The 25,002-nt window shown below is 45.4% G+C and carries 21 protein-coding genes; 12 read left to right on the forward strand and 9 right to left on the reverse strand.

The window, feature by feature from the left end; all coding sequences use genetic code 11:
* Window positions 1-79 precede the first annotated feature (79 nt).
* The 6 genes from Q5691_RS24190 to Q5691_RS24210 all read left to right on the forward strand — a co-directional run bounded on the left by Q5691_RS24190 (window position 80) and on the right by Q5691_RS24210 (window position 3,749).
* Window positions 80-316 carry a Pepco domain-containing protein gene (locus Q5691_RS24190; protein ID WP_333347567.1) on the forward strand — a complete coding sequence of 79 codons (237 nt, stop codon included), beginning with the start codon at window positions 80-82 and terminating at the stop codon, window positions 314-316.
* Window positions 317-322: 6 nt separating this feature from the next.
* Window positions 323-1,837 (forward strand): GUN4 domain-containing protein, encoded by a 1,515-nt coding sequence (locus Q5691_RS24195; RefSeq protein WP_333309088.1) that lies wholly within the window; start codon window positions 323-325, stop codon window positions 1,835-1,837.
* Between the two features lie 293 nt (window positions 1,838-2,130).
* Window positions 2,131-2,355 (forward strand): hypothetical protein, encoded by a 225-nt coding sequence (locus tag Q5691_RS24200; protein ID WP_333347570.1) that lies wholly within the window; start codon window positions 2,131-2,133, stop codon window positions 2,353-2,355.
* 121 nt (window positions 2,356-2,476) lie between these two features.
* Complete coding sequence (locus Q5691_RS24205) at window positions 2,477-2,725, forward strand: hypothetical protein (RefSeq protein ID WP_333347573.1); 249 nt, start codon at window positions 2,477-2,479, stop codon at window positions 2,723-2,725.
* The gene (locus Q5691_RS27805) at window positions 2,719-2,994 is read left to right on the forward strand and encodes a type II toxin-antitoxin system PemK/MazF family toxin (protein ID WP_445305847.1); all 276 of its coding nucleotides are present in this window, start codon (window positions 2,719-2,721) and stop codon (window positions 2,992-2,994) included. Before Q5691_RS24205 ends, Q5691_RS27805 begins: the two co-directional genes overlap by 7 nt.
* Before the next feature lie 251 nt (window positions 2,995-3,245).
* Window positions 3,246-3,749: a DUF2243 domain-containing protein gene (locus Q5691_RS24210; RefSeq protein WP_333347576.1), complete on the forward strand. Its 504-nt coding sequence runs from the start codon at window positions 3,246-3,248 to the stop codon at window positions 3,747-3,749.
* A 71-nt stretch (window positions 3,750-3,820) separates the two neighbouring features.
* On the opposite strand, the gene Q5691_RS24215 is transcribed toward Q5691_RS24210, so the two are convergent.
* From Q5691_RS24215 to Q5691_RS24230, 4 genes are all read right to left on the reverse strand, one after another.
* Window positions 3,821-4,747 (reverse strand): Rpn family recombination-promoting nuclease/putative transposase, encoded by a 927-nt coding sequence (locus tag Q5691_RS24215; protein ID WP_333347578.1) that lies wholly within the window; start codon window positions 4,745-4,747, stop codon window positions 3,821-3,823.
* Window positions 4,748-4,858: 111 nt separating this feature from the next.
* Window positions 4,859-5,224 (reverse strand): hypothetical protein, encoded by a 366-nt coding sequence (locus Q5691_RS24220; RefSeq protein ID WP_333213052.1) that lies wholly within the window; start codon window positions 5,222-5,224, stop codon window positions 4,859-4,861.
* 162 nt (window positions 5,225-5,386) lie between these two features.
* Entirely contained in the window at window positions 5,387-6,532 is a 1,146-nt protein-coding gene (locus Q5691_RS24225) for a clostripain-related cysteine peptidase (RefSeq protein ID WP_333309095.1), read from the reverse strand.
* Window positions 6,533-6,672: 140 nt separating this feature from the next.
* Window positions 6,673-13,401 (reverse strand): translocation/assembly module TamB domain-containing protein, encoded by a 6,729-nt coding sequence (locus Q5691_RS24230; protein ID WP_333347581.1) that lies wholly within the window; start codon window positions 13,399-13,401, stop codon window positions 6,673-6,675.
* Window positions 13,402-13,892: 491 nt separating this feature from the next.
* On the opposite strand from Q5691_RS24230, the gene Q5691_RS24235 reads away from it, so the two are divergent.
* Together Q5691_RS24235 and murQ are read left to right on the forward strand one after the other, a co-directional pair.
* A complete protein-coding gene (locus tag Q5691_RS24235) occupies window positions 13,893-14,267 on the forward strand; it encodes a DUF3110 domain-containing protein (RefSeq protein WP_333213049.1) in 375 nt (124 codons plus the stop codon).
* 189 nt (window positions 14,268-14,456) lie between these two features.
* Window positions 14,457-15,371 (forward strand): N-acetylmuramic acid 6-phosphate etherase, encoded by a 915-nt coding sequence (murQ, locus tag Q5691_RS24240; protein WP_333309099.1) that lies wholly within the window; start codon window positions 14,457-14,459, stop codon window positions 15,369-15,371.
* Between the two features lie 238 nt (window positions 15,372-15,609).
* On the opposite strand, the gene Q5691_RS24245 is transcribed toward murQ, so the two are convergent.
* On the reverse strand, window positions 15,610-16,140 hold the full coding sequence (locus Q5691_RS24245) for an adenylate kinase (protein ID WP_333213047.1): 531 nt from the start codon (window positions 16,138-16,140) through the stop codon (window positions 15,610-15,612).
* 432 nt (window positions 16,141-16,572) lie between these two features.
* Between Q5691_RS24245 and Q5691_RS24250 the strand changes: the two genes are divergently transcribed.
* Window positions 16,573-18,213 carry a bifunctional diguanylate cyclase/phosphodiesterase gene (locus Q5691_RS24250; RefSeq protein ID WP_333347584.1) on the forward strand — a complete coding sequence of 547 codons (1,641 nt, stop codon included), beginning with the start codon at window positions 16,573-16,575 and terminating at the stop codon, window positions 18,211-18,213.
* Between the two features lie 10 nt (window positions 18,214-18,223).
* Here Q5691_RS24250 and Q5691_RS24255 read toward each other — a convergent pair whose 3' ends face one another.
* The 4 genes from Q5691_RS24255 to Q5691_RS24270 form a co-directional block, all read right to left on the reverse strand.
* Window positions 18,224-18,361, reverse strand: a complete 138-nt coding sequence (locus tag Q5691_RS24255; protein ID WP_333309104.1) for a hypothetical protein — start codon at window positions 18,359-18,361, stop codon at window positions 18,224-18,226.
* 176 nt (window positions 18,362-18,537) lie between these two features.
* On the reverse strand, window positions 18,538-19,839 hold the full coding sequence (locus Q5691_RS24260; protein ID WP_333347588.1) for a CAP domain-containing protein: 1,302 nt from the start codon (window positions 19,837-19,839) through the stop codon (window positions 18,538-18,540).
* 511 nt (window positions 19,840-20,350) lie between these two features.
* Window positions 20,351-21,025 (reverse strand): phycobilisome degradation protein NblB, encoded by a 675-nt coding sequence (nblB, locus tag Q5691_RS24265; RefSeq protein ID WP_333213044.1) that lies wholly within the window; start codon window positions 21,023-21,025, stop codon window positions 20,351-20,353.
* Between the two features lie 120 nt (window positions 21,026-21,145).
* A complete protein-coding gene (locus Q5691_RS24270) occupies window positions 21,146-21,607 on the reverse strand; it encodes a CBS domain-containing protein (RefSeq protein WP_333213043.1) in 462 nt (153 codons plus the stop codon).
* Between the two features lie 244 nt (window positions 21,608-21,851).
* Here Q5691_RS24270 and Q5691_RS24275 point away from each other — a divergent pair, with 244 nt between their 5' ends.
* The 3 genes from Q5691_RS24275 to Q5691_RS24285 all read left to right on the forward strand — a co-directional run bounded on the left by Q5691_RS24275 (window position 21,852) and on the right by Q5691_RS24285 (window position 24,816).
* On the forward strand, window positions 21,852-22,178 hold the full coding sequence (locus Q5691_RS24275) for a (2Fe-2S) ferredoxin domain-containing protein (RefSeq protein ID WP_333213042.1): 327 nt from the start codon (window positions 21,852-21,854) through the stop codon (window positions 22,176-22,178).
* 81 nt (window positions 22,179-22,259) lie between these two features.
* On the forward strand, window positions 22,260-23,702 hold the full coding sequence (gene dacB / locus Q5691_RS24280; protein WP_445304762.1) for a D-alanyl-D-alanine carboxypeptidase/D-alanyl-D-alanine endopeptidase: 1,443 nt from the start codon (window positions 22,260-22,262) through the stop codon (window positions 23,700-23,702).
* Between the two features lie 217 nt (window positions 23,703-23,919).
* Window positions 23,920-24,816: an alpha/beta hydrolase gene (locus tag Q5691_RS24285; RefSeq protein ID WP_333233231.1), complete on the forward strand. Its 897-nt coding sequence runs from the start codon at window positions 23,920-23,922 to the stop codon at window positions 24,814-24,816.
* The last annotated feature ends 186 nt before the right edge of the window (window positions 24,817-25,002 follow it).

Below are 25,002 nucleotides of genomic sequence, written 5' to 3' on the forward strand. Positions count from 1 at the left end.
AACTTTTGTTACATCTGTGGAAAAAATCCTGAAAGAATTTGGAGAAAACTATGTAATTAATTTTGTCTAGCTACTTAGCTTGCGACTTCACAATGTCAGTATCAAGAAATTAGAAAAAGAATTGGTTGACTTGATGAAAACGGTAGATCAAATGTTCACCCGTGCGGATGCGGAAGCTGACATGAAGTCGATCGAGTTATCTGAAATTGATTTATCCGTTGCGATTAACGCCGAGGGTTCTTTCAGTTTAGTCGGTCTGGGGGCTAAAGTTGCAGATACCAGAACTGTATTGTTGAGATTTAAACGGAAGTGTTAAGGTGAGATGGGAAAAAATTTAGCCATATCAATTGGCATCAATGCCTATGATTTCCTAACTCCGCTGAAATATGCCAAGCGGGATGCAGAGTTAATGCGTGAATTTTTTCGCGTTCGCGGGGGGTTTGAGAAAGTTCTTTTATTCTCAGAGGACTCTCCTGATATTAAAGGTATACCAACTCGTCCTTCTTTTATCAATCTGAAACGAGTTTTGAGGACGATGTTTGAAAAACCTTTTTTGGGAGATGGAGATAACTTTTGGTTTTTTTTCAGCGGTCACGGAATGCCCCATAACGGCTCTGATTATTTGATGCCGTGCGATGGCGATCCGGGAGATATTGAGAATACGGCAATTCCGATTAATTTGGTGACTGAACGCCTGCGTCGCTGCGGTGCTGATAATGTTATTTTGATTCTGGATGCTTGTCGGGATCGAGGGAGTAAATCGGGAGAAGGAATGGGCAATCAAGCCACGGAAGTTGCGCGACAAAAGGGAGTTATTACATTTTTTTCTTGCAGTCCTAATGAATTTTCCTATGAAATTGAAGATTTACAGCAGGGTGTTTTTACAAAAGCACTGCTTGAGGGGTTGGGCGTTCAAGGTAAATGTGCAACTGTTGAGCGATTAGATCATTATTTGAACTCACGAGTTCCTGAACTGATCCGGCAATACAAAAGCCAAAAAGTGCGACAAACACCTTACGTTATTGCAGAGCCGATCGCGAAGTCACACTTAATTATTTGCCCACAATATGCAACTTTATATGATGTTGCTAAAATGAAAGTTGATGCTTATTATGCGGAAGTAAACAAAGATTTTGAGCGGGCAGAACAGTCGTGGATTCGCGTATTAGCAGCATCTCCGGGCGATATAGATGCTATTAATGGAATTAAAAGAATTGTTGTGTCAAGGAGAGAAAATGACGTATCGTCTCAAAATAATTCTGTTGGTGCCAGTGTTGAAAAGCGATCGGAATCGCCAGTGTCTTCAAAATCTACTCCTGTAACGAATACTACTCGTACTGAGGCTGATATTCCTCTCAAATCTGAGCGTGGAATAGACTATACAAATCTGCGCGATTTACTCGCTGCCCGAAGGTGGAAAGAAGCGGATAGAGAAACGCTGAGACTGATTTTGAAGGCGGCGGGTAGGGAGAAAGAAGGATTCCTGGACACAAAAAGTATTAAAAAATTTCCCTGCGATGAATTGAGTACCATTGACCAACTTTGGGTAAAGTATTCTAACGGTAACTTCGGCTTCAGCGTGCAGAAACGCATTTATCAAAGTCTAGGGGGAACCACTCGACATGATGAGGCAATATGGGAGACGTTTGGCGATACGGTGGGCTGGCGAAAAAACGGCAAATGGCTGTACTACGACGACCTCACTTTCTCAGAGAAGAATACAGCGCCAGGACATCTTCCTGTGTCTGTTCTGGGCGGAAATACCGCCAATAGTCTATACTATTGGCAGTATTTCTGGTGTAGTGAGTTGTGTTGGTGGTTTTGTTGGTTGGAGTGAGTGTCTCTTCTCTCACGCCGAAAACAGTTAGCAAAGTTGAATATTTGATGTCCAATGAACTTTCAAATTATCGGAAACATTACTAATATTGAAACAATAGCAGTAGGTAAATCAATTCGGGAAGTGGAACGTTTGCAGAAAAATTAGGGTAATGGACGTTGGATAAAACTCAAAGGAATTGCAACAATTATCCTTACTGATTGTACAGCCTGAAAAGCTAAGCTACATTGGTATGAAGCACACGGCATTGGAAAAAAAGAAATCAAAATCAAATATATTTTATAGGAAGAGTCATGAATCCCCATAACTTAGAAACCAGATTTGTAGTTTGCATTAATAACGAAGACTATCAAGCATCCTTAGAAGTGCGAAAAATCTACCAAATAATACCGGATAATCGCGCTGCGGAACATCAATTTATCCGAGTTATTGATGAATCAGGCGAACATTATTTGTATCCAGTCGCATATTTCGTGCCGATAGAATTGCCGAAAGCCGTAGAAGCAGTGTTTGCATAGACAAAGGTTATGTATGGGCGGGTTCACCAACCTCTATATTTATAAACAGCAATCTCAATAAACCCGCCCCGCCCAATATTGTGTTACAATAAATAAACCTGAGTGTTAACATCGCAAATGTATGACAGCCAAAATACACATCAGCAAATTAGGTGATTCCTTGGCTTTGCCAATACCAGACTACATAGTAAAGTTTCTCAACCTTAAAGCCGAAGATTCAGTAATTTGCAGCATAGAAAATGGGAAACTGGTCATAGAGCCTGTAAATAATAAAATATCAAAGTATACCCTAGATGAATTATTGGCAGGCGCAATAGAATCTAGCGAAGAAGTCTCTTGGGGAAAACCAGAAGGAGAGGAGGTTTGGTAAACTATATCCCCGACCGAGGTCATTTTATTCGCCTCAATTTTGACCCTCAAGCAGGACACGAACAAATCGGGACTAGGCCTGCACTGGTGGTGAGTCAAACTAAATTTAACCGAAAAATGGGGTTTGTGTTCGTCTGTCCCATTAGTAACACACAACGCAAAAATTCGTTTTATCTTCCCATTCCAGAAGGTGAAGCGATAACAGGTGTAATTATGACGGATCAACTCCGTTATGCAAGATTATCGCCCAAGGCAAGCAAGTTTTCTTAGTGAATGTCGATCAGATATAATTGAGGAAGTTTTGAGGCGAATTCAACCTATTTTGTTTGAGAATATGACTGTTGATGAATAGTTAATCAAATTATAAACTAGATTTGTAGTTGGCATTAAGCATCAAGAGTATCCAGAAATCTATCTCGCGGATGATGCGATCGCCCCTCCTCCCCAGCAAAACTACAAAATGTACTGGCAAATCCCTTCACAGACCCAGGCTCAGCATTTAAAGCATCGGAGGTTTTCCATTGGACGATCGCACAAACTCACCAGCCACCTCTGTTAACAACCGCCGACCTCTAATTATCGCAGGAATTCTCCTCGGTATCGGTCAATCCGGCTTTTTTGACGGCATTGTGCTGCACCAACTCCTCCAGTGGCACCATATGTTTAGCAGCGTTAAAACCGATGCTACTGTTGCCGGTTTAGAATTAAATACCCTCGGAGATGGATTGTTTCACGCTGCGGATTGGTTGGTAACAGTGGCGGGAATCTTCTGTTTGTGGAGTGCGGTGAAGCGCAAAGATGTTCCTTTGTCAACTCAAACTTTTTTCGGTTCAATATTAATTGGTGCTGGATTGTTTGACTTTGTTGAAGGCATTGTTGACCATCAAATTTTGGGAATCCACCACGTCAAAGCCGGTATCAACGAGTTAGCTTGGGATTTAGGATTTCTCGTCCTCGGTCTTATTTTAGCGCTTGTAGGTTGGATGCTGGTACAGAATGAAGTTCCCGCAGATACTAAAGTTTAAATGAATGCAGAGATTGAGAATTATACCAAATCCGGGTTAAAAATCCCTGACTCTCTTTTAAACTCATCAGTTCATCCCGCCGCCGAATCCAACCACGCAATCAAATCCTCTTGACTCCTAAAATCCAACAAAGCCTCTCCCAAATCATCTAACTGTTGCCCAGATAACCCCTGGATGCGAGTTTGAACTTCCAGTGTAACCTCACCCAACCGCCTCACCAGTAGACGCATAATTAATCCTATTTCCCCCTCAATTTTACCCCTTTCAATCCCCTGTTGTATACCAATTTCTATCCCTTTCATCACAGACCCGATTTGGTCTTGGATAAACATTTCTCGTTTATCTACATCATTCAATTCGTCTAGTGTCAAATTTGCTCGGTTGGCAATTCCCAGCGCGGTATTAATCTCTTCAATAGACCCCAATGTATCTGGTACTGCTTCCAAAGATGGCGCGTTTTTCATAAAGTAGATCCATTTTTCCGGCAGATTTTCGAGTTCATTCAATTCTTTTTTGAATTTCGGCAACTCGACAAACACTAACTTTAACTCGCAGTTGGGATAGACGAATTTCTCTTCGGTTTCTGTGAATTCAAAGTTAGAGATGAGTTTTTCGGTGTTTTCAAATAAGATAAAGTCGGTGATGGTTAAAGCAATAACCGGATTTAACTTTAAATAACCTTCTCCAGCTTTGAGTTGAGTAGAATAGGTTTTGGCTGCATTGTATACTACCCGTTTTTCAAAGGCGGCGACGTTGAGTACCTGCATTTCCACAATCACCGTTTTGTTGCCGGTAATCTTGGCTTTGACATCCAGGTAAGTGTCTTTCAATCCTGTAACGCTTCCTGCTGAATAAGGGTCAATTATTTCTAATTCTTGGATGGTTGGTTCTCCGTTATACAGCATTGCATTTAGGAAGCTGATGAGAATTTCTGGATGTTCGGAAGAAGCGAATATTTTTTTGAATGCAAAGTCTGTTTTGGGGCTGATGAAACGCATATTATAGAGGGAAGAGGGAACAAGGAAGAAGGAAAATGCAATATTTTAGGGATTTTTAGGTTGGTAGTTGCGCTTTACCACCCTTAGCGCAACTACGAAGTTTTTCAATTATCAGCCTGTGGCTTGAGTAGTAGCTGCAGGCGACATAACTAGCTTTCCAGTTATATCCATCGTCGCAAGCTTCAGCACTTCATTAAAAGCTAAACCCCGAATTTTGAGTTCCCACCGAATGCCTTTTGCTTTCATTCGCTTGGCTTTCCGCATATCGACATCAGCAGCTTTTTGATTCAAGAGCAAATATTTCATTGCTGCTGTAGCTTCTACTTTTGTGGGAAATGCAATATAGGTGATAAATCCGCCGTCCCAGTGATTGGCGTTGCGGACACTGCTGATAGTCGCAACTCTCGGACTAAAGCGGTTCCAGTAAAAGTCGCTGTAGCCGATCGGCTGTGTATTGACTTGGAGTTTGTTTGCCATTTGACTTAACTCCTATAACCTTGTGTGCGGGGTTTGCAGCACCAATTTGCTGCTGTTACTATTATAGCATTGGGAAGTGGGAATTGGGAGCGAATGCTGGCTGTTCTTTTACCTCCCAGACTGCTTCTGTGAAGTCGGGAAAGTAAAATATCCCCAATATCTTTAGTTCTTTTTTGTCTCGAATACAACTGCCTCAAAAAGCTCTACAAGCTTTAAGTCTGAATAAACCGATAAATACAAATACTTTTCCAGTTTCTGCCGATTTCTAGGTAAGAATAAACCTAAGCCTGATAAGTTTTTATACTTATGTCTAATTCTTAAGTCAAGTAATTCACCATTCTGTTGCACTCTCTGAATGAGAAAATTATTTAAAAATAACAGTAAATCGTTACAAGCTGACGGACTTGCACCTGATAATTGGGTAAGTTTTTGTAAAAACTTTCCGAAATCAACAAAGGTTTCTCCAAAGTTACGATAAACTACTACAGTATTGTTATTGGGAAAATTGACTCCCGACCCTAAAATTGAGGAGATAAAAACTTTCACAGGTGCAATATCTGCTTGCAAAATAGAATCAATCACAACATTAACTTTTTCCTGCAAATAACGAAAATAATGATTGTTAGTTAATGTCAAACTATGGTACATATTAGGCTGTTCATAATCCATAATCTTTTTAGCTAGCTGAGAACCATCAATGTCTGGATAATCGCTCAAATCACTTAACAATTTCTCATAATAGTAATTGGGCGCTCCAAGTTCTAGCTGAGATGAAAGCGTATACTTAGCAGTATTTTGGAAGGTATGGTGTACTTCAATATTTCCTTTATTACAATTTTGGAAAAATAATAATTCTAAATTTCCCTTTACAGATTGGTTAAAATTAAAGATAACTTGATTTATTTTTTGAAGATTCATCCATCTAATTTCTGAAATTAAAGGGGAGGTGGGATGTTCGTCGGGGCTGATTTCCATAAGCGTTCCACTATGACCTAAAAACACAATAGCCCAGCGTCTGGCTTGAAATTGAGATTGTGCCCAAATCAGATACTCACTCAAGACTTCTGGGCTACTACTATCTGCTGTTTCTAAGTATTGCGTATCAACTTTACCTGGGCTAATGATGCTTCTAGAAACTTTTGCTGAGCCACTAAAGTCTGATTGTACTACGACCAAAACCTTGTCATTTTTTACACCTTTACTTAGCATTTGAATAATTGGTTGTCCGAATCTTGAGAGATTATTGTCATAGGGCATCCAGTATAGTAATATCCAGTCATAATGATTTTTGACCGTACTTCCAAGCATATATTGGTCTCCCGAGTAATATATTGTCCCTATTAAAGAACTCATGCTTACTGTTACCAATTTTAGTGCTTCTCTCCTTTTCACTTGTTCGGCTCCTGATTGAGGATATTCAGCTTTTTTTAGACTGTATTTTTTGCTAACTAAAACCTCAATTCATATTCAGCAGTGACGCGATTGTCTCCTTGAAAATTACTGGAACTTCTGAGTAAAAGTTTATCGCTCAATCGATAGCGCACAGTAAATTCAGTCGGTTGATTTGCTGACAGAACTCGAATGATTGATGCTGAAATATTGCGCGTGATGTCAAACCCAACTTCTAAACCTAAACCGAGAGAACCCGCACCTGAACTGGAACTAGCACTTTGTGCTTCATTGCCTCTGATCCGAGTGGGAAATAAGCGAAATTCGCTCAATCCTGTGGCGTTGGTAATCGCCGATTGAAGGTTGTTCAATAAACCCGCACCGGCTAAATTTGCGATCGCCAGTGTACTGTCTCCCTGTCCCAAAGTCTGCACGAAACTGCCGCCCAAGAGCGCTACAATCTCTGTTTCCGATCGACTCGGAGAACTCCTTAACTCCAGATTTTCTCCCAACTGAGAAGCCCTTCCCTGCACTAACGCTTGAACTCGGACACTCCGCACGCTGCCGAAAGTTGTCGGTTCGTCTGCGATTTCAGAGGCTACAGATGTGCCGGGAGTGCGGAACCGCGTTACTTCCTGCACCGAGGTTGCTAATCTCACATCCAGCGTCGGATCGAGTCCTTGTGTTGGTACAAAGGTAGCAGTCTGCGGGTATCCTCGATCGAGTCTAAACTGCGTTGTAAACAAATTCACCGACCCGGAAGTCAACCGAATTGTACCCTCCGGGCGAAGGTCATCTAGAGTTCCATTCACCGTCAAGCCCCCAGTCGCCTGAAAACTCAATATCGGCGCACTTGTGACCCGAATTCCCCGGCCCAAATTCAGTCGTAAATCGTTCAATCCAACTTCAAAGGAAGGGGAAGGGGAAGGGGAAGGGGAAGTCGCAGCAGAAGGGGAATCAGAAACCTCAGTCGCAGGGGAAGGGGAAGATGTCGAATCAGAATCAGAAGCAGAAGAGGAAGAAGCTAACTCAGTTCGGCCGCCGCCGGGACTTCGGAGAAATACTTCGCCGTTGTACAGTTCAATATTACCGCTCAACTGCGGACGCCTAGCCGTGCCCCTTGCCTGCACTTGACCGACTACGCCGCCGCTGTACAATCCTTTGAGGTTCACTGCCAACTTGTCTAAATTTACAGTCAAAGGATTAGCCACATCGACATCGCCCTCCGCAAAAGGCACAGACAGCGGAATCACGCCCTGGGCGACAACTTCTCCCTGACTCAACTGTCCCCGAATTCCTTCTACCCGAATACGATCGCCCTCAAAGCGCACCGTCCCAGTCAGCCCCGTCAGCGGTTCTGGGAAGGCTTGCGCGCGGACGGTTGCATTGTCAAAATTCGCAATTCCTTGCGCTACAGGGTCTTGCAGCGTTCCTCCCACGCGAATTTGCACCTGTCCCTGACCGCTGACCCACGCAACTTGCGGAGTCAATACATTAATAATTGCCAAACCTTCATTTTGCAAATTCGCCCTCAAATCGATTTGATTGCTGTCAGCTTTCACGGCTGCAAACGGCAACTCAAAAGGCAAACTTCCCTGCACTTCAATCGGTTCGGTTTGAGTTACCAAAGCGCTGCCGCCAAAATTCAGGCGGGCGTTGCTGTAACTGAAACTGCCGTCGGCTTGTTTAATCGGTTCTCCGTTTAGCGTACCGTCAACCAAACTCAATTCCCCGGTGGCTTGCGGGTTTTCCAAACTGCCGGCCAAATTCGCCCGTAAATTCAAATTTCCCGTGACATCCACAAAAGGCAATTCCACCAGTTCTGCCAACTCTTCAACGGGCACATTTTCTACCCGCAACTGCCCGGATTGAGCTTTTTGCCCGATTTGTCCCGAAAAGCCGATCGCACTTTTGCCCGATCGAATTTCCAAAGGCAAAACAGTTAAGATTCCGTCCTGAAAACTGCCTTCAAGGCTGAACGTTTCAGCGACATATTCTCCCCACTGCCAGTTATCACCTTTCACATTAAATTGAGCTTCCACACCCGTTTGCAAAGAACCGGCGACAGCAATTTCCGCACCAAAAGTGCCTTGCAATTGGGATAAGGGAGGCAATTTTTCTGATGTTTCCACTGCTTGCTGCTGCTGCAAAATTACTTCTATTTCTGCCAAGCGGCGCAACTGTTCGATTAGCGGGGCTTCTGGTTCTCCCACTCCTACAGTTTGCACGTCGGCGGCGCTAGCGTAAACGGGAGGTTTTAGGCCTCTAGCCAAGTCGCCTAAATTGAAATATTGCAAAGCGGTTAAAACCTGCTGCAAATTGCCTTGCTGTACGTTAACTTTCCCGGCAAATTGCGGGTTGGCGCCTGTTTGAACATTGCCGGAAATTAAGTATTGACCGCTGCCTTGGCGGAATATGCCATTTGTGAGAGTGGCGCTGCCGTTAGCGTAGCTAAATTCGGCTTGGAAACTGTCACCTTTAATGTAGCCGATCGCCGGTTGGGCGATCGCAATTTGTCCACTTGCTTGCAAAGTCGCCGGATTTAACGGCATCTTCCAACCGGGCACATTTACTTGTCCCGAAACCGTACCAGTTATCGGCCCCAAACCAGCATCTTTACCGGGTGATAGATTCAAAGCAGCGAGGGGAAAATCGCTTAAATTAACTCCCAAAGTTTCTCCCTCGGTTTGGCCCCTAGCCACGGATTCCCCGCGTTGAATTAAGAAAGATGTCGGCAGAAAAGATTGATTTAAAGCTACTTCGATTTTGTCTTGGCGACCGGCCAAACGCAAATCTACACTTTTCCCAGCATCCGCATTCACACTCCCCGCCAGTACCGGGTCAAAAGCGATTTGATTTACTGCTAAATTTCGGACTTCCACGTCGCCAACTAAGCTGAGGGCGGCGAGGGTTCCGGTAAGGCTGCCGGTAAAATCTACATTGCCGCGCAGGGGTGGGTTTTGCTGTGAGGAATTTTTGTCCGCAATTGTAGACAAAAATCCTAGTTGTTCTGCTGGTAAGGCTTCCAGGTTAAAGTTGGCGAGTCTGACATCCAAATCTAAGTTGGAAATTGAGGGCCCTCCTCTACCTTCGAGTTCGACGTTAACAAAGCCGTTTGCTGTCAAACCCGGAGTTGTAGCGTTCTCAATTTCCACCCGTTTGCCGTCCCAATTAAATACTGCCTCAAAAGGTTGGTTCAAAAACGGCAATTCCGAGATGCGGAAACTGCCACCGGCGCGAACATTTTGTAGGGGCGGTGCCCCCGTGCCCGCCGCAATCGGGCCGGATAAATTGATATTGCCGTTAAACAGCCCTCCAAGCTGGGGGAGATTTTGGACACCAGAGACTACACCTCCGGTTTGCAAGCTTTGTCGCTGCGACTCAAAAGCTTGCTGGAAGCGACTTAGAGCAATTTGCTCGCCCTCAATTGACGCGCGCCAATTCCCCGATGCGGCGCGGCCTTTAGCATTGACAATTCCTCCGCCGTTGGCGAGTCGAATTTGTCCGTCGCCGTTGGCGGTGATGCCGTTGGCGGTTAGATTGTCTACTGTTCCCAAAATGCGGACTTTGCCGTCGAGGGTTCCGTTAATTTCTGGTGGTAAATCCGCTGTCAGCAAACCTGTTTGTTTGAGGGTTTGTTCTAAATTACTGACGGCAATTCCGTTGGTTTCCAGCAATGCTTGCAAGTTGCCGTTTTCCAATTTTGCTGTAGTATCGATCGCCCCGAGTCGATCGACCACAATCACTCCTTCTCCGCTAGCATTAATTCCCTTCGCTGTCAAGTTATCCAAACTACCCGCTGCTTGGAATTCGCCGTTAACTCTGCCGTCAATCGATTTTAGATTTTGGATTTTGGATTTTAGATTGTTGATGTTGGCAGTTTGCTGACTTCCGGGATTAAATGCTGAAGCTACATCTAAAATAGGTATTCCCAAATCTAGTGCTAAGCGACTGAGAATAACTCGATCGGCATCGGCGAAAGCTTGCCAGCGTCTGTCTTCTAATTTACCTCTAAAAGCAAGAGTACCGTCCCCTATATTGAGTTTTCCGCTGCTGCTGACGCCTATGTCAGCGGCGGTTGAATTATCAAGACTACCGCTGGCTTGAATTTGATTAGATATTTGTCCGTCTAACGATTTTAGATTTTGGATTTTGGATTTTAGATTGTTGATGTTGGCTACTGTTTGGGGATTTTCGGGATTGAATGCTGAAGCCACATCTAAAATCGGCAATCCTAAATCTACCAAGCGGCTGATGGAAGTGCGATCTGTTTCTGCCGTTCCCTGCCAGTTTCCGGCCACCAATTCTCCTTTAAAATTAACATTGCTGCCGGCAAGATTGAGTCTGCCGTTGCCGCTGGCATTGATACTGCTAGCCGTCAAATTGTCAAGACTTCCCCATGCTGTAAATTGACTCGATAGCAGTCCGTCAATCGATTTTAGATTTTGAATTTTGGATTTTAGATTATTGAGATTTGCAGATTGCTGATTTTCGGGATTGAATGCTGAAGCCACATCTAAAATCGGCAGTGTCAAATCTACTAAGCGGTCGATGGAAGTGCGATCTGTTTGTGCTGTTGCTTGCCAGTTTCCCGCCACCAATTCTCCGTTTAAATTCACATTGCTGTCGGCAAAATTGAGCCTACCGTTGGCATTAACATTGATTCCGCCAGCAGTTAAATTGTCAACATTGCCCCCCACTCGAAATTCACCTGCTAGCTGCCCGCCTAACGATTTTAGATTTTGGATTTTGGATTTTAGATTGTCTATATCTGCGGTCGTTTCCCGTGCTAAAAACGGCAATCCAATATCAATTAATTGATTGACAGCTACTTTTTCAGTGTTGCCAAAAACTTGCCATTTCCCCGATTCTAGTTCGCCATTAACATCAACAATACTGTCAGCAATATTCAACCTTCCTTTGCCTGTCGCAGCGATCGCATTTAAACTCAAATCGTCCAGAGTTCCCGCAGCTTCGACGGTTCCGCTGAACAAACCGGTTAGTTCAGGAGGCAAATTAAGGTCGGGCAGCACTTGCTGCAAACTGTTGAGATCCACGCGATCGCCCTCGATCAAAGCTTGCCACTGACGGTCTTTTAGCGCAGCATCCACGTTAACAGAAGCGTTGCCAATTTTCACAACTGTATTTTGCAAATCAGCCGAATTCCTTGCGGCTCGAATTTCGCCTGCAGCGGGGAAAGTTCCTTGCGGTGCTTGCCATTGAACTCTCGCTTGAATGTTGTCTAACGGGCCGAAAATTTGAGCTTTTGCGGAGACATTGCCAATATTAACACCAGCAGGAATTGGGAGAGCGTAAATTTGGGTGATCGCGTCTCCGGGTACATTTTCAACTTGGAAGTCAAACACCAAACCCGATCGCGAATTCTCACTTCCCAAGGCAATATCAACTTCACCTTTGCCACCAATTTTACCCCCCGCCGCCGGCACTAGCAAAATATCGCTCAAAGTCAAACCTAAAGAGGAAAACGGGGGAATAGAAGATTTAGAATTGGGAGTTGGGGTTTGAGCTATTCTCCCCCGTTCCAATTTGAAATTAGTGCTAATATTGTTTAATTGCAGTCGATCGACCGTAGCGGGTTTTGTCGAGGCGATCGTACCTGTCAGCACCGGCATTGCAACTGTTCCAGTCAGCTTGGCATCCGCCTTCACTTCCCCCGCCACAGCAACGGGCAATACAACTTTCTGCCCTAACTCTGTCTCCACCGCGCTGACAACACTTGCAAAAGCGACTGGTTGCACATTAGTTGTTAGATTGAAGCTAGCGTTCTCCAAATTAAAATTAGTTCCCGTGGCAACAGTGCCTGCTATTCTCAGCGGAATTAGACCGTAATTAGCCGCCAGACTATCGACAATAAAATTAGTTCCCTGAAACCGCAACTGACCGCTGCTATTTTGTATGATTTGTTTCAGCGGACGAATACTCGCTTGCACTCCTCCAAAACTAGCCGTTCCGGTAATTCCCGATACTTTATTGTCTCGCACTTGCACGGTCAAATTGCCATTAGCAAGACCTTTTTGTAAAGAAATGCTGGAAAGTTTTAGCAAGCGAGCGAGGTCGGGCAAAGGCAAATTTTGACCTTGCAACTGCAGGTTAGTTTGAGCTGCTGGTAACATAGAGTCAGCTTTAAGTATAAAATTATCGCTGTTAGTAAACTGACCGTTTACTTCGTAGAGAACGCGCTGATTTTGGTCGCGAAATAGAGCACTGCCATTTTTCAGATTTACAGAAATAGGAGCCGAAGTTTTCTGTCCGACTGCGGGACTAGGGACCAAAACTGCGCCAACATTTTCAGCTCGAATTGCCTCAACTTCAGTTTTAAATAAACCCGGAGATTTTTGCTCCCTAGTTGGAATATTAACCCAGCGGCCTTGAGCATCCTGTTCGATATAAGCGCTGGGTTTAACTAAGGTAATGTCTAATTTGAGAGTGCGGTTGAACAGCAGTGGCCAGATTGAAAATTGCACTTCCACTGCTTCTGTAGAAGCGTAATCGGGATCGGTAGGAGTTGCAGGTAAAGTCGATCGGCCAAACCGCAAACCTGTCAGAGAAAATCCCTCCAAACGTCCGAGTTGCACAGGTCGCTTCAGCAACTGACTGACTTCCGTTTCCACCAAAGGAGCTAACTTTTCCCGCACCCACTGGTATCCTACCGCCGCCCCCACCAAGGCGAGAATACTTAATCCCGTACCGCTAAGCAGCAGCAGACGCCACCAGCGGCGATGGGGACGGGGTGCGAGTTGATTTTTGTTATCGTCCGAGTTAGTCATGGGTGTTTCTCAAAAATCAGAGAATTCAGGAATTATAGGAAATCAGCCGATTTTAGACAGGTATAATCTCTGTGATTCGCCAGGGTGGCTTCTGCCTTTGGTAGACTCAGAAGTGAGGTCGGAAGTGCCGATCCCCGGATCGATCGCAGGCAAAAGGCACGCCCCCACTCCAGGGTAGACTCCAGAAACCTTTACCGAACTTAATCAAAACACGCAACACCACCTAAAACCAAGTCCTCCAACTCCTCCAAATCCTCTAGATTCCCCCCGCAGTGCAGGATCGGTGGTCAATCTAAAATCTAAAATCTAAAATCTAAAATCTAAACACGCCCCCACTCCAGAGTAGACTCTAGAAACCTTTACCGAACTTAATCAAAACACGCAACACCACCTAAAATCGACAGTCAATCTAAAATCTAAAATCTAAAATCTAAAATCGCACGATCGCTTCTAAGATAAAAAAACGGTGGTTAAGAAGGTCTTTAAAACTTATGCGAGTGTTCGTCTTACTCTTCAATGCCCGCACCGAGAATGAGGGAATTCATACCATTCAACTCGGCGATCGCAACAAAGTTCTGATGTTTGAGTCAGAAGACGACGCCACCCGCTTTGGCGTGATGTTGGAAGCTCAGGATTTCCCCGAGCCCACTGTCGAGGCGATCGACGAGGAGGAAATTAAGGAGTTCTGCGACAGTGTTGATTATGATTGGGAACTTGTCCCCGCGGGCGCGCTGGCTATTCCGCCAGAAGACAATGTAACACAGACTCAGTGGCAGCCGGAGTCCGAGCCCGAACCAGAACCTGATTCTGAGGTTTCCCAAAACGAACTGGATTCTATTCGCCGCCGACTCGAAGGACTTTTGTAATAGGAAGTTCGGCAACGAGTAGTATACGGGATTTAACGGATGGATATTGAGATTCGAGGTGAAGACGGAAAAGGGAAGAAGGCAGGGCGGTTTCATTCTCAGGGAAATCATCGTTTTGTAGGGGTAGTGTCCCCGTGCCTACCCCCTCCACGGACTAGCCGACAACTGACAATTAACAACTAACAAAAAATGAAGAATTTGGAAGAACGGGGCCATCTGCTGACTGAACAGGTGAATACCAACAGCGAGAATTTAGACCAACTCAGTTCGATCGAATTAGTGGACTTGTTCAACCGGGAAGACGCCGAAACCTTAAGCGCGATCGCCCGTGCCCGCGAACAGTTAGCCCAAGCGATCGACATTGCAGCCGAGTCTCTGCGTCAAGGAGGTCGCCTGTTTTATGTCGGTGCGGGTACTTCCGGGCGTTTGGGGGTGCTGGATGCGGCCGAGTGTCCCCCCACCTTCTGCACGCCACCAGAACTCGTACAGGGCATAATTGCCGGGGGTGCGGGGGCTTTGGTGCGGAGTTCGGAGGATTTGGAGGATCGGGCTGAGGATGGGGCCGAGGCGATCGCCCACCGTCAAATTACCAACTTAGATGTGGTTGTCGGCATTACGGCTGGAGGTACGACGCCGTTTGTGGCGGGCGCTTTGCAGGCGGCGCGCCAGCGGGGGGCGAAAACTGTGTTTATGGCTTGCGTACCCGTCGAACAAGTGAATTTTGAGGCTGATGTTGATATTCGGTTGTTGGTTGGCCCGGAGGTAGTGGCGGGATCGACGCGCTTGAAAGCCGGTACAGTCACAAAAATGGCTTTGAATATCCTTTCGACTGGGGTAATGGTGAAGCTGGGCAAGGTTTACGGCAATCGAATGGTTGACGTGGCAGTGACTAATAAGAAATTGCGCGATCGGGCTGTGCGGATGTTGCAGGATTTAACTGATTTGAACCGGGATGAGGCGGGTTTTTTGCTCGAAAAAAGTGGCAAGTCGGTTAAATTAGCTTTGATGATGCACTGGACTAATTTGGAGAAGGAAGAGTGTGATCGCATTTTGGGCGAGTTTCAAGGGAATTTGCGATCGGCTGTGGCATCAATTAGTCAGTAGTCAGTAGTCAGTAGTCAGTAGTCCTTAGTTATTGGCGATTAGTTATTGATTATTAGTTAGATCGTGTCCGGTCAATTCCCTCCGCTTCGCTTCGCCCATAATTGCTGTAGGAGTAGGTTAAGGAACGATCTATATTAACAATGAGAGATGCGATAAACCCGCCCCGACGAAGGTATCGCGGTGACTAGATCGGACATGATATTATTGGTTATTGGTAGCAGCTAACAACTGTCAACTGTCAACTGTCAACTGTTATTTGCACTATCGATTCAAAAAATTGTGAAATCTCTTCAGTGGATCTGATGTGATAAACACTTTTGGTATTTTGAGCGCGATCGACATAATCCCGATATCTGGGAGTCAAATATTTGTGACACAACCAAAGAACACGGTAACTATTAATTGAACTCTTTAAGATAGGACTCTTTTCCGGCCAGCCTTCTGGGGGTATAAACTTACCTGTAATCAGCCGTTTAGTCACCCACCAGAAATGCACGTATAGTGGCAAATCAACAAAAACCAGACTATCCGCCTCGTTGAGTCGAAGCCAGACGGTTTCCATACAACCAAACCCGTCTATAATCCATCGGTCAGTAGCCAAAATTTTCTCATGGATATGTTTATATTCTTCATTTGGAACCTCAGCACCCCCAGATTGATATTGAATCTTATCCAAGGCGTAAAGTGGCAAACCAGTGATTTCAGATAATCTCTTGCTGAGAGTTGATTTACCGCCTCCTGCATTGCCAAACACGGCTACTTTTTTCATAGTTCCCTTTTTAGTAATTTAGTTAGTAGTCATTAGTTATCAGTAGCGGACTAAAAGCTGAATGTCAAGCTAATTTGTAGCTTTTGAAAAATCAACTTTGTGATTTGTGGCGCGGATCACTGACGTTTTTGAAAAAGGCGATTAGGGTCAGTACATATATTTGTTGTTTAGCGATCACTTGGATATTTTATCAGACAAGCGATCGTAGCCCGGTATTGCCGATCGATTTGTAAAATATCTGTCAAATCTAAGGCGATCGCTCCTTAGTTAAAAAAGCCGTTTCTGGAGCCAACGCACCTAGTACGAGACTGCTGGATACTCTACCAACTTTAAAATTTTAAACCGAGTCCTATGCAACAAAAGCCTAACCTTAACCTATACTCATCCTTGGGCCATCTCCCCTGGCTAAAAAAAAGCTACACTGCCAAAATTATGGTGGTTGCATTTTTAGGCACGCACGTTCCTTTGCTAACCTTAATGGTTTGGTTTCTTACCTCAAACGCTTACTCTGTAGAGACATCAGTCCGGGTTCTGCTGATTGCTCTGCTGGCGACATTAGCGGGTACGGCAGTAACGCTTTCTACGCTACGCTACCTCCTGGTTCCGGTAATCTTAACCTCGGAGGCTCTACAAAACTACCTCGATACAAGAATATTGCCGAACTTACCCACAGAGTTTAATGATGAAGTTGGTACGCTGATGGCAAATTCCTCACAAACGCTTTACAAACTAGATGAATTGATTGATTACATTACCCACTACGATCAACTGACTGGGTTGCCAAATCGTGATTTATTCTGCGATCGCCTGAATGAAACCCGATCCCAAAATCACTCACCCATGGTCGCAGTTCTGGTATTGGGTATCGATGATTTCACAGGGATGCGCCATGCGTTGGAGCCTGGGATATCCGACTTACTAATTAGAGCCGTTTCCCAACGGGTGGTACAGTGCATGGATCGGTCAGATGTCTTGGCGCGTTTGGGCGATGGTGAGTTTGCGATCGCTCGCAGCGACCTCCCCTCGCTGGAGAGTGTGGTCAAGCTATCCCAACTGCTGCTGAGTACACTAGCAAAACCTTTCTCTGTAGAGGGCCAACCGATCCACCTCACCGCCAGTCTTGGCATTACATTGAACCATTTAGAAAATACCAATTCTGCAGAGCAACTTCTCCAGCAAGCTCACTTCGCACTTCATCAGGCAAACCAGCAAGGGCGGAGTCAATATCAGTTTTATTCACCAGAAATGAACCTTCAGTTACAGGAGCGACTGACCCTAGAAAATAGCCTGCGCGGAGCGCTGGATCGTAACGAACTACTGGTTTACTATCAACCGCTGATCGACCTCGACAGCGGACAGGTGACAGCAACCGAGGCGCTGGTTCGCTGGCAGCATTCTACAGAGGGTTTGGTCTCTCCGGCAAAATTTATTCCGATCGCCGAGGCCAATGGCGAGATCGTGCCCATTGGTGAATGGATCTTGCGAACGGCTTGCGCTCAAACCCGTAGCTGGCAACTGGCTGGGCTGCCAGCGCTGCGGATTTCGGTGAATCTGTCGGCTCGACAATTTGAGCAGGGGAATCTGGTTGAGATGGTTCGCCAAGTTTTGGCAGAGACCGAACTCGAAGCTGCGTATTTAGAACTGGAAGTGACTGAAACTGCCTTGATGACTGACATCGAGCGATCGGTCAAAATCTTAACGCAACTGCGAGAACTTGGCGTGTCCCTCGCCCTAGACGACTTTGGCACAGGTTATTCTTCCCTCAACTACCTGCAACGGTTTCCGGTTAATATGCTCAAGATCGATCGATCCTTTGTCCAAGATGTACTGTCTAACCCGGACAGCGCCACCATTACTGATGCGATCATTGCTCTGGCAAAAAGTCTGCGATTAACGATCACCGCAGAAGGCATTGAAACCAAGGAGCAGCGTGACTACCTGCAAGCGCGAGGCTGCCATGAAGGTCAAGGGTTTTACTTCAGTCGCCCTGCTAACGCTGATACGATCGCCAAACTGCTAAATGAGTCGTTTCAGTCTGATGCAGCATCTATCGCTCTTGCTACCCACTTTTAAGCTGCACCAGTCAAGAACTCACCGTCAACCCGAAGGGTATGACGGCAGCTTGCAAAAACCTCTGACTTGACCGGATTAAGTTGGCTTTCACTGATAATGCGATCGTAAACTCAGTACCCATGCCTGCGGTTGAGTTGACCGAAAGCATCCAGGATACAAGCCCCCAGATTCATCCGTCCAGAAATAAAAAACCTGTATCCGATAAAGGAGCCCCCTAATTTATCCGTGAGGTCAATGCTTCAATTCTTTAATCTAAAATCTAAAATCTAAAATCTAAAATCGATTGACTTCTCCAAGAAGTCGGGAATCTGGGTATGCTGTTTTTTAGGCGTTGACAAAAACAGAAGATGTAAGCTGACTTTGACTTACACCCTGCACGATTCCTAAATAATTACTGCCCGACTTAATCGCCGTAGAAGCGACACTTGCACCTCCATCCAACTGCAAACTCACAGCTTCAAAAGTCAAGTTGGCAAATCCCATACCGTCAGTCAAACCAATATTATCCCCGATAGCAAAATCGGTAATCACATCGGCACTAATTAAAGTAGCCGAAGCAGACAAACCTCCTGCTAAAATAAACGTATCATTTCCAGCGCCGCCGATCAGAATATCTTGACCGCGATCGCCCGCCAACAAATCGTCGGCGTTACCGCCAATCAAGACATCATCTTCTTTGCCGCCGCGAATAATATCGTTACCGTCAGATCCGATTAGTCGATCGTTATCGTTGTTTCCGCTGATAAAATCATTGCCAACACCGCCATCAATTGAATCCGATTCTTTGCCACCCGATAAGCTGTCATTGCCGCCTGCGCCATTAATTGTATCCGCACCTTGCATTCCATTGATGCTATCAGCACCTTCTCCCCCCGTGATATTGTCTTTGCCGGAAAGGGCAAAAATTGGCAATCCCGCAGCATTTGTCGGTATTTGAGTATCGGCACTATCTGATAGGAAATAATTGCCGTCGCTGGCTGTATTTTTGGGTGCTGTCGTCGGGCTGCCGTCCCCTATAGCATTGAGTATTGGCGAAGTAATCGATACCAATGTGTTGGGAGTAGGTGTGGGAGTAGGTGTCGGTGTAGGTGTGGGAGTAGGTGTCGGTGCGGGATTGACACTACCGTCAAGAGAAGTCGCAAAAACTTGCGTCCAATAGTGATTGAAATTTTCTGTGCCAGTATCGTCGGCTAAGAAATAGTAACCAATCCCAATTTCTTTGAGATTCGGGTTAAGAATGTTAGCCCGGTGGCCGCTGCTGTTCATCCAAGAGGATACAACTTGTTCGGGTGTAGAAGAACCCGCAGCAATATTTTCTGCTGCCGCTGAGAATTGATAGCCCGTTGTAGTAATGCGACTGGTGAATGACGAACCATCTTTTCCGGTATGCGAAAAGAAGTCTTGCAGTGCCATGTTTTGGCTGTGATTTTCCGCCGCATTTAGTAACTGAGTATTTAAGGTTAGCGGTGATAAACTCAATTTGCCGCGTTCGATGTTTGTAAGTTCTAAAACTCTATAAATAAAGTTTTGATTGGTGGTTGAAGTTGGGGCAATTTGAGAGGCAGATCGCTCTCCTGTTAAAATGTCCGAGGACTGAGAACCTGAATTTGGTAATTGTTCAAGCATGGGGATGATCAACAGTTTTAAGACTTGGTTTTGCTGGTAGATGGCTTACCGTCTTAACGATAGTTTCCCCGATCGGTGGCTGGACACAATTCAATAATTGTGTTAATCCCTGCCGCTGCTGTATCTATTTTGATTATAGCTGTTATCAAAGTGTGGATGTCAAGAGGCTGGCTCTGATTGGGAAAGGGAAGAGTACGCTCGAATTTAAGGAGAGTTTCAAAGGAATGTGCGATCGCCCGTGGCATCAATACAATTTTAGATTTTAGATTTTAGATTTTAGATTTTTCCTGATCAGTAAGGTTTACGCTACGCAACCAGCCCGCTGGCTGGCTGGCTAGAAACCCGGTTTCTAGGAGTTTTGCAGAGAGGAACAAGAAATATAGGAAGAAACCGGGTTTCTGAAATATGTGTGCGATCGCGAACAGAGTTTTTAGTAGAATCCTCACAAAAAATTCTAAATTCATTCAAAATTCACAACCGCGCAGGCTTGTTCGCGATCACAAAAGCAATCTCAAGATTTCAAACCATTTTCTTGTCCGACTTTAGCCTCCTGAGCAACTTGCTCAACCTCATCTTTGGCGAGAATTTCCAAAGCTGTCTGTGCTTCTGCACCGCCCAACCGCCCCAAAGCTTGGGCGACTCTGTAACGGATCTGCCAATCTGCATTGGAAGCGTAGGGAAGCAGCAGCGGCAGCGCCCGTTTATCTCCCAATTCACCTAATGCGCTGATGGCAATGGTTTGGATCAATTCGTTTTCAGAAGTCAGGGCATTTTCTAACATCGGAAAGGCTTTCGGATCTCCCATTTCTCCCAAAGCCGCGACGATGCTCAGTTGTACGAGCCATTCAGAGGTACTGCTATAAACTTGCTGCAAATCTTCTAAAGCATCAGTTAATTTCAATGCGCCCAAAGCATCCGCTGCTGCTGCTTGCACGTCGGGTTCGGGGTCGTTGTTCAAGCTGTTTCGCAGTACCTCTAAAGCGTTCGCCAGATTCTGCGTGCCGAGGGTTGATAATTGGCTGACTGCTGCGTAGCGAACCCGGACGTTTTTGTCGCCGATCGCAATTTGAATCAGTTTATAAGCGATCGCGGGTTCTAGTTGCCGCAGTTGGTTGACTGCTCGCAGTCTTTCGCCAAAATCCTCGGAATTCAGCAATTGTTCGACAGACTCAGGGGTAATGCTCATCGGATTTTTGATTTTTGATTTTTGATTTTTGATTTTTGATTTGGTAATTGCCAAAAGCAAGCGAGATTTAAGGAGTGATCGACTCATTTTCTGATACACTCCTGGAACTGCAAAAGTTAATTAAGATTCCGCAGCCATCGATCGGATAATATCTCCCCTAGTGAGGATGCCTATTACTTTGCCCGCCGAATCGACCACCGGCAATCGATGGATACTGCGATCGTGCATCAGTTTGGCAGCTTCTTGGATAGATTTGTCGGGCCCGATGGTAACTGGGTCTGTACTCATCGCTTCTCCTACTGTTTGTCCTAAAGCTTTGTGGAGTTCTCGCTCGTAACGAGAGGGATTTTCCAAATAAATTACGCTGTCGAGCACCATGATATAAGCGGGCGGAGTTACGCCGGTTTCCCGCCACATCAAGTCGGTTTCGGAGATGACTCCTACCAACAAGTCATTCTCATCTACGACGGGAAGACCGCTAATGCGTCGATCAGCTAAAATTTTAATCGCTTCGTTCAAGGGCATTTCGGGTCGCGCCAAAATCGGCTCGCGGCTCATTACATCGGCTACTGTTTTTGGCATGATTAGCGGTTGATTGAGTTATCTCTCCTTATCGATCATATAGGCAAAGCGTGACACAGACTGAAGAAAGGCAGCTCTGCTGAAAGGATTGGTTTGAAGGTAGTAAAGAAGGAAAAAGTTTGAATGCCAGAATTTTGCTGTTTTTTCGATCGCACTATAAAATTCTGCCGTTTGCCGGACTCCAGCGGGCGATCGACCTGACAAGATTGTTAAGATATCTTAAATAGCGGATAAATCCTTACCAATGCCAGAATCTCCAGCCAGAGAACCAGACTCCCAACCAGAAGCGCGCTGTGTATTGGTTTGCCAGTATCAATCTTGCCTGAAAAATGGTTCAGCAGCAGTGCTAGCTGCTTTTGAAGCTCAACAAGTTGCCGGGGTGAAAGTGGAAGCCTGTAGCTGTCAGGGACAGTGCACCACTGGCCCGACTGTACGAGTTACCCCAGACGAAATTTGGTATTGTCGAGTTAAACCGAGTGATGTACTGTTAATTGTGGAAGAGCACCTCAAAGGGGGAAAACCTGTAGAGGCGCTGTTCAATCCGAGAATTCATGCGCGTTATTATTATTAATATTGACTTGATTCCGTGAAACTTCCAAGATCGGGCGCATCTAATTTTAATAGTTATTGCTAAGGAACTGACACTTTGAAAATCCAAGGAATTGCGCTTAGTTTGTTAGTCCTAATTCTGGGGCGTCCATCGGCGGTTGCTGCTCAAACGTCGGCGGTTGCTGGGGATATTTGTCCGGGGGAATTGGGGGCGCAAGTAGATGCGATCGCCAACCGTCCCGAATTTAGTCGATCGCGCTGGGGCATTTTGATTCAACCTCTATCTTCTACTACTACTCTCTACAGCCGCGACGCCCAAAAATATTTTATTCCAGCATCAAATGCCAAGCTGCTAACTACAGCGGCTGCTTTGCAGAAACTCGGTGCCGATTTTCGGATTAAGACATCGGTTTACAGCGGCGAAAATGGAAGTTTGTACGTTGCCGGCAGGGGAGATCCGAGCATTGCTGAGGCTCAGTTGAAATCCTTGGCGCAGCAGTTGAAGCAGCGGGGAATCAGTCAAGTTAACCAGTTGATTGGCGATGACAGCTATTTTCAAGGTAGTGCAGTCAATCCGAATTGGGAATGGGAAGACGCGCAAGCTGGCTACGGAGCGCCGATTAACAGTTTAATTTTCAATCAAAACGCGATCGACCTTTTATTGTCCCCACAGGCTCTGGGGCAACCTCTGAAAGTTACTTTTGCCGAACCAAAGCTGGCAAATCAGTGGCAAGTTCAGAACAATTCAGTAACAGTCGCCGAAAACGAATCCGAGTTTATTGAAGTTGGCCGGGAGTTCGATCGACCTATAATTCGAGTCAGCGGACAGTTGAAAGTTGGTGCAGAACCTGAATCAGCTTATGTCGCAGTTGTCAACCCCGCTAATAATTTTTTGCAGTATTTTCAACAAGCCCTGGCGGCTGAGGGAATTCCTGTTAAACAGGCTTTAGTTGCATCGGCTTCTAGCAATTTAAATCAAGAATTAGCGACCGTTGAATCGCCGCCGCTGGCGGAACTGGTGAGAGAAACTAATCGCGAAAGCAACAATCTTTATGCAGAAGTTTTATTGAGATTGCTGGGAAAAGTTACAGACAAGGTGCCTGTGCCACAAGAGGATACAGGTGAAAGCGGTTTGAAAGAGGTAAAGGCAGTTTTAACTCAATTAGGAGTAAATCCAAACAGCTACATATTAGCCGACGGTTCCGGCTTGTCTCGGCACAATTTAATTACTCCAGAAGCCTTGGTGCAAACTTTGAGATTTATGGCCAATTCACCTACTGCATCTATTTACCGCCAGTCACTGCCGATCGCTGGTGAGAGCGGCACTTTGAAAAATCGCTTTAATACTACACCAAATCGCGTAATTATGCAAGCAAAAACAGGAACTATGAGCGGAGTTTCGGCGCTGTCGGGATATATCGAAGTTCCGAATTACGAGCCGCTGGTGTTTAGCATTATCGTCAATCAATCTGACCTATCGACTGCAAAAATGCGATCGGCAACGGACGAAATTGTGCTATTATTGAATCGCCTGCGCCGCTGTTAAAACAATACATTTAAGGTGATAAACTTCAACTCAGTAGTTACACCTAAAACACAGGACAACCCAAGGCCCTACAAGTTTTAAGTTTAATTAGATTACAGCGGCGGGGATCGAAAAGCAGCTACAATAAAAGTAGAAAATTTAACACCATTGGGAAGTTTTAGCCTGCTACCAGTCGGCGGGTTCTGTACTTCCCGAAAATAAGTCTAACTTTCCAACTATGAATTCTTTAGATTCCGAACAGCAACACATCTTTGTCGAAACCAATAACATCCGCCTGCACTGCGTTTCTCAAGGAGAAGGCGAGCTCGTTCTCCTCCTGCATGGGTTTCCAGAGTTTTGGTACTCTTGGCGTCATCAAATCCCTGCTTTAGCCCGTCATTTCAAGGTTGTGGTGCCGGATTTGCGGGGCTACAACGATTCCGACAAGCCGGAAAGCGGCTATGATTTAGATACGCTGAGCGCGGATATTCGCGGTTTGATTTCGAGCCTCGGTTATACAAAAGCTCACGTTGTAGGTCATGATTGGGGAGGGGCGATTGCGTGGCACTTAGCTCAAAAATTCCCTGAACAACTCAACCGCTTGGCAATTTTAAACGCTCCGCACCCGCAGCGATTCGTGCAGGAAATGGCGAGCAATTTAGATCAAATCCGTCGCAGTTGGTACGTTTTGGCATTTCAGGTTCCGGGCATTCCGGAATTGTTGATCCGGCAAAACTTGAAAGATTTTGTTCACAATGTTTTTCAAGGACAAGCTGTTCGCAAAGGATCTTTTAGTGCTGAGGAAACTAAGATTTATCAGACTGCTTTAGAAAAGCCGGGAGTATTAGCCGCCGCTATCAATTATTATCGGCAGATGTTTCACCCGCAGAGGCTTTGGAATTTGGGGCAGAAATTAGAACCTGTGACAGTGCCTACTTTGGTACTTTGGGGAGAAGAAGATGCGTTTTTGAGCCACAAACTTGTAGAAGGTTTAGACAGATTAATTACGGCTCCGTTTAAGTTAAAATTAGTTCCTCACTGTGGTCACTGGATTCAGCAGGAAGCGCCGCAAACGGTGAATCGAGAATTGCTGAGTTTTCTGAGAAATTCTTATCCTTCTGTGGCTTTGGCATAGAAAAAAATTAACGCTTGCACATAAGAACGGGCAAGATGCCCGTTCCACAAGAAGATTGAATTTTTGTGGAACGGGTATCTTGCCCGTTCTTAATATCTGACGCACCCTACTTAGGATCGCGAATTAAATAACTTACAATTTTAATTGTTATTGTGGGATGGGCGTCCCGCCCGTCCTTTTTGGACG

It is taken from the genome of Microcoleus sp. w1-18aA5 (assembly GCF_036701705.1).
Lineage (GTDB): Bacteria > Cyanobacteriota > Cyanobacteriia > Cyanobacteriales > Microcoleaceae > Microcoleus.